Source organism: Rhodococcus marinonascens NBRC 14363 (genome assembly GCF_001894885.1).
Classification (GTDB): domain Bacteria; phylum Actinomycetota; class Actinomycetes; order Mycobacteriales; family Mycobacteriaceae; genus Rhodococcus_F; species Rhodococcus_F marinonascens.
This window is the reverse complement of record NZ_BCXB01000012.1, coordinates 92,472-97,163: the sequence shown is the minus strand read 5'-3', so window position 1 is coordinate 97,163 and position 4,692 is coordinate 92,472. Positions and strand designations below refer to the sequence as shown.

Annotated in this window: 5 protein-coding genes; all 5 read left to right on the top strand. The window is 63.4% G+C overall.

From position 1 onward, the window contains the following. Nucleotides 1-329: 329 nt before the first annotated feature. Nucleotides 330-1,490 carry a magnesium and cobalt transport protein CorA gene (locus RM2_RS10980; protein WP_072689017.1) on the top strand — a complete coding sequence of 387 codons (1,161 nt, stop codon included), beginning with the start codon at nt 330-332 and terminating at the stop codon, nt 1,488-1,490. A 206-nt stretch (nt 1,491-1,696) separates the two neighbouring features. Further along, nucleotides 1,697-2,740: an ATP-dependent DNA ligase gene (locus tag RM2_RS10975; protein WP_072689015.1), complete on the top strand. Its 1,044-nt coding sequence runs from the start codon at nt 1,697-1,699 to the stop codon at nt 2,738-2,740. Further along, the gene (locus tag RM2_RS10970; RefSeq protein WP_072689013.1) at nt 2,741-3,778 is read left to right on the top strand and encodes a DNA polymerase domain-containing protein; all 1,038 of its coding nucleotides are present in this window, start codon (nt 2,741-2,743) and stop codon (nt 3,776-3,778) included. It abuts the gene before it with no gap. Between the two features lie 54 nt (nt 3,779-3,832). Further along, complete coding sequence (locus RM2_RS10965) at nt 3,833-4,348, top strand: DUF6764 family protein (protein WP_072689011.1); 516 nt, start codon at nt 3,833-3,835, stop codon at nt 4,346-4,348. 72 nt (nt 4,349-4,420) lie between these two features. Next, a complete protein-coding gene (locus RM2_RS10960; RefSeq protein WP_072689099.1) occupies nt 4,421-4,642 on the top strand; it encodes a dodecin in 222 nt (73 codons plus the stop codon). Nucleotides 4,643-4,692 lie beyond the last annotated feature (50 nt).

The window sequence follows — 4,692 nt, the reverse complement described above, 5'->3', positions numbered from 1 at the left end:
CTTCCATCATCCGATCTCGGCCGGCCTATTCCAGATCGCTGGTTGTCGCCACAGCTCACCGCGGGTACCGTGTACGGAGGTATGCCAGTCGCGCCACGTCGCGAGTGTGCATATCGCCTTCAATGTGTTCGAAGGTCGGTACTTCAAGGTCAGTGTTTTCGAGGTTAGTGAGTTCGAGGGAAAGAGGAGGTGTGGCATTCGAATGAGCAGCCAACCTCCCAGTACCAGCTGAAATCGTCTCACCGATAGGTGCCGCGGTTTCATCTTGTGTTCCTCAGCCCGTGTTTCCCGGTGCAGATAGTTCTGCCCTCTTTCTTGAAAGCTCCACCATGCCTCAGTTGCGTCCGATCCGTTCCATTCTGCCCAGCCGTTCCACTGGTCTGACCGACGTCGATAGCGTCGCCGGTGGCGAGGCCACGCACTGCGCCGCCGAAACCGCTTCTTCCAAACCGAAAGTGGTCCAACATCCCAATGGGAAAGTGGTCCAAAGCGCCGTCTACCGTGACGGAAAGAGGATTGCCACCACTAGCACCCTGTCGGAGGCTTTCGGGGGTGTGCTCGATTCGGCCTCGATGGCGTGGATTGGCATGTACCGTCCCAACGAGTCCCAGTTGTATGCGGCAGCAGAGCAATTCGATCTGCACGAACTGGCCGTGGAGGACGCGATCGTTGCCCATCAGCGACCCAAGCTCGAGCGTTACGGTGAGACGTTGTTCGTGGTCCTGCGGGCAGCGCGGTACTGCGATGAGACCGAGCGCGTCGAATTCGGTGAGTTGCACATCTTTTGCGGGCGAAACTTCGTGCTCACCGTCCGGCACAGTGAGTCACCCGATCTGTCGGCGGTCCGCCGGCGAATGGAGAGCAATCCGGACCTGCTGAGTCTCGGGACAGAGGCCGTCCTCTACGCCATCCTCGACGCGGTAGTCGACGGGTACGCGCCGGTGGTGTCCGGGCTGCAGACTGACATCGATGAGATCGAGACCGAGGTGTTCAGCGGAGCGCCCGGAGTGTCGCGACGCATCTACGAACTGACCCGAGAGGTCATCGAATTCCAGAGGGCGACGAGGCCACTGCTCGGGATGCTGAAGGGATTATCGGCGGGATTCGACAAGTACAACACCGATGACGAGCTGCAACGGTACCTGCGGGACGTCACCGACCACGCGACTGTTGCGGTCGAGCGAGCGGACAACTTTCGACAGTTACTCGGGAACATCCTGAAGGTCAACGCCACCCTGGTGTCGCAGGAGCAGAACGAGGAGATCCGCAATCTGACCCATGCCAGCATCGAGCAGAACGAAGAGATCAAAAAGGTGTCGGCATACGCGGCGATTCTCTTCGCGCCGACTCTGATCGGGACCATCTACGGTATGAACTTCGACCATATGCCCGAATTGCATTGGGATTTCGGGTACCCGTTCGCGCTGTCGCTGATGGCGGTTACTTGTAGCACGCTGTTCACGGTCTTCAAACGCCGCAACTGGTTGTGACCGGCGTCGGTTGCGGGGTGTGAATCCGCAGCAGGTCGGCTGTGGGGACAATGCGCGAACGAGAAGTACCGCTGCCGACGGCGCGGCAACCGATGTGCACAACCGTCCGACCAGACCCGCGATGATCAACTCCGCAGCGAACTAATTGATGACAACACCGTCCGATTTGCCAATCATGGTGTCAGTCGTGGTGACAGTATGGACAGGTGGATCTTCCCGTGATGCCGCCGTTGCAGCCGATGCTCGCGAAGGCCGCGTCGTGCGTTCCGCCGCAACCGGAGTCCGGGCTCACGTGGTCGTACGAGCCGAAGTGGGACGGTTTCCGCGCGCTCGTCTTCCGTGACGACAACGAGGTGGTGCTGGGTTCGCGGGGTGGAAAGGATCTGGCCAGGTACTTTCCCGAACTGGTGCGTGCCGTGAGGGACGAACTGCCGCAGAGATGCGTGGTGGACGGCGAACTCGTCGTGCCGCGGAGTATCGACGGCCGCATCCGGCTGGACTGGGAATCGTTGTCGGAGCGCATTCATCCTGCGGAGAGTCGGGTGACGATGCTGTCGGAGAAGACCCCGGCCCAGTTCATCGCCTTCGATGTGCTGGCGCTGGGCGACCGGGACTTCAGCCGGGAGGACTTCTCGGTTCGTCGTGCAGAACTGGTCGACACCATCGGCGGTGGACCCACCTGCCACGTGACCGCAGCCACAGAATCCAGCGCGACCGCCACCGAGTGGTTCGAGATGTTCGAGGGAGCCGGCCTCGACGGCGTGGTGGCGAAGAAACTCGTCGGTCCGTACCTGCCGAACAAGCGGGAAATGGTCAAGGTGAAACACTCCCGTACCGCAGACTGCGTCGTCATCGGATACCGGCCGCACAAGAGTCAACCGGGTATCGGGTCGATGTTGCTGGGACTCTATGAAGGCGACCAGATGGCGATGGTCGGCGGCGCATCGGCTTTCACTTCGGCCCGGCGCATCGAACTGCTCGCCGAACTGGACGAACTGCGCATCGGTGAGGACGTCGTCGCTGAGGGCGCGCCCACCCGTTGGCGTTCCGGCAACGACCGGCAGTGGGTGCCACTGCGACCGGAACGCGTCGTCGAGGTGGCGTACGACCAGATGGAGGGTGCGCGTTTCCGGCATGCCGCACGGTTCCTGCGCTGGCGTCCGGACCGGGCACCCGGCGAATGCACGTTCGAACAACTGGAAGTTCCGGTGCGATACGACCTTGACGATGTGCTGACGGGAGGCTTCTAGATGGCAAGCCCTGCAGAAGAACTCGACGTCGACGGCGTCGCCGTGCGCCTGTCGAATCCCGACAAGATCTACTACCCGAAACTCGGAGCCGGAGGTGGCACGAAACGGCACCTGGTGGAGTACTACCGCTCGGTCGCACTCGGGGGACCGCTGCTCGGCGCCCTGCTCGATCGGCCGACGCACCTGCAGCGGTTCCCGGACGGTGTCGACGGCGAGGAGATTTACCAGAAACGGGTTCCGGCGAAGCGTCCCGACCACGTCGACTCGTGCGAGGTGGCGTTTCCTTCGGGCAGGAAGGCGGACGTGCTGCGCGTGCGAAGCGCCCCGGACATCGTCTGGGCGGCGAACCTCGGCAACATCACGTTCCACCCGTGGGCGGTCCGGTGTCCTGACGTCGGCCATCCCGACGAATTACGGATCGACCTGGACCCCCAACCCGGCACCGGATTCGACGACGCCCGTGCGGTCGCGCTGGACGTGCTGCGGCCACTCCTGGACGAACTCGGTCTCGTCGGGTTTCCCAAGACGTCAGGCGGCCGCGGCCTGCATGTGTACTTGCGTATCGAGCAGCGGTGGGACTTCGTCGAGGTGCGACGGGCCGGGATCGCGCTGGCCCGCGAGATCGAGCGGCGTAGCGGGGACCGGGCCACCACGAACTGGTGGAAGGAGGAGCGCGGCGAGCGTATCTTCCTCGATTTCAATCAGAACGCTCGCGACAAGACCATCGCGTCCGCGTACTCGGCCCGCAAGACGCCAATCGCGACTGTGTCCACGCCGGTCACCTGGGAAGAGCTTGTCGACGTCGACCCGGACGATTTCACCATCGCAACGGTGCCGGCGTTACTCGAGAAGCGCGGCGACCCCATGTCGACCATGGATGACGCGGTGCAGTCGCTCGACGTACTGCTGGCGATGGCGGATCGGGACGCCGCGAGTAGACTCGGTGACCTCCCTTACCCGCCTTACCCGCCCAATTACCCCAAGATGCCCGGCGAACCGAAGCGGGTACAGCCCAGTAGGGACCGTGATCGCCGGTAGTGCCCCACACGTAGACTCCACAAGGGTCGGCATCGGGAACAAGGTGAGGTCGCAATGGAACACACGACAGTCAGTACCGCCGGAGTTTTCCTCGGTGTGGTCGTAGCGGCACTCGGAACCTTGGCGATTGCAGCGGCCACCGCGTCGGCCGCCTCCCTCTCCTGCACAGGACAAGCGGGCCGAGCGGAAACCGTGATCGTCGGTCGCAGCGCGTGCGCCGCCAACGCCGACCCGAGCAGCAATTCGGTGGCCTTCGCCACCGACGGCGTGGGTTTCGCCGACGCAGCCCAGGCGGGCGCGGCGCTCGGGGTAGGACTGGACGGTGGGGTCGGTGCCGCTGAGGCGCGTGGCGGCGCCGTCGCCGCGGTCGCGGTCGGGCCCGGGAGCGTCGCCATCGGGACCGTCACCGATACCGGTCCCGCGCTGGTACTCAGCGGCCCGGGCGGGCAAGCGCTCGTCGCTGAACCGGCCAGGGGTGTGGTGTGCTCAGGCGGGCCGTCGCTCGCCATCAATTTCTTTGCAGGTCAAGCATGTCTGAGCGACGGCACCACAGTGTGGCAGCTGCCCTGACTCGACCGCGGTTCACGTCGTAGGGTGATGGCAGTCACAACGTAGTTACACCTACGAACTTGAGGAAACATGATGAGTGATCACGTGTACCGGGTTGTCGAGATTGTCGGTTCGTCGAGTGAGAGCACCGATGCAGCGATCGAGAACGCGATCGGGCGAGCCCACGAGACCTTGCGCAATCTCGAGTGGTTCGAGGTCGTCGGCACCCGCGGCCATATCGAGAACGGCGCCGTCGCGCACTATCAGGTGACCGTCAAGGTCGGATTCCGCGTGGAGCCGGGCGACGCCGTCTGACCGGGAAAATTCCGGTGCAAGGCTGGTTCTTCGGCGGAACGAAGAACCAG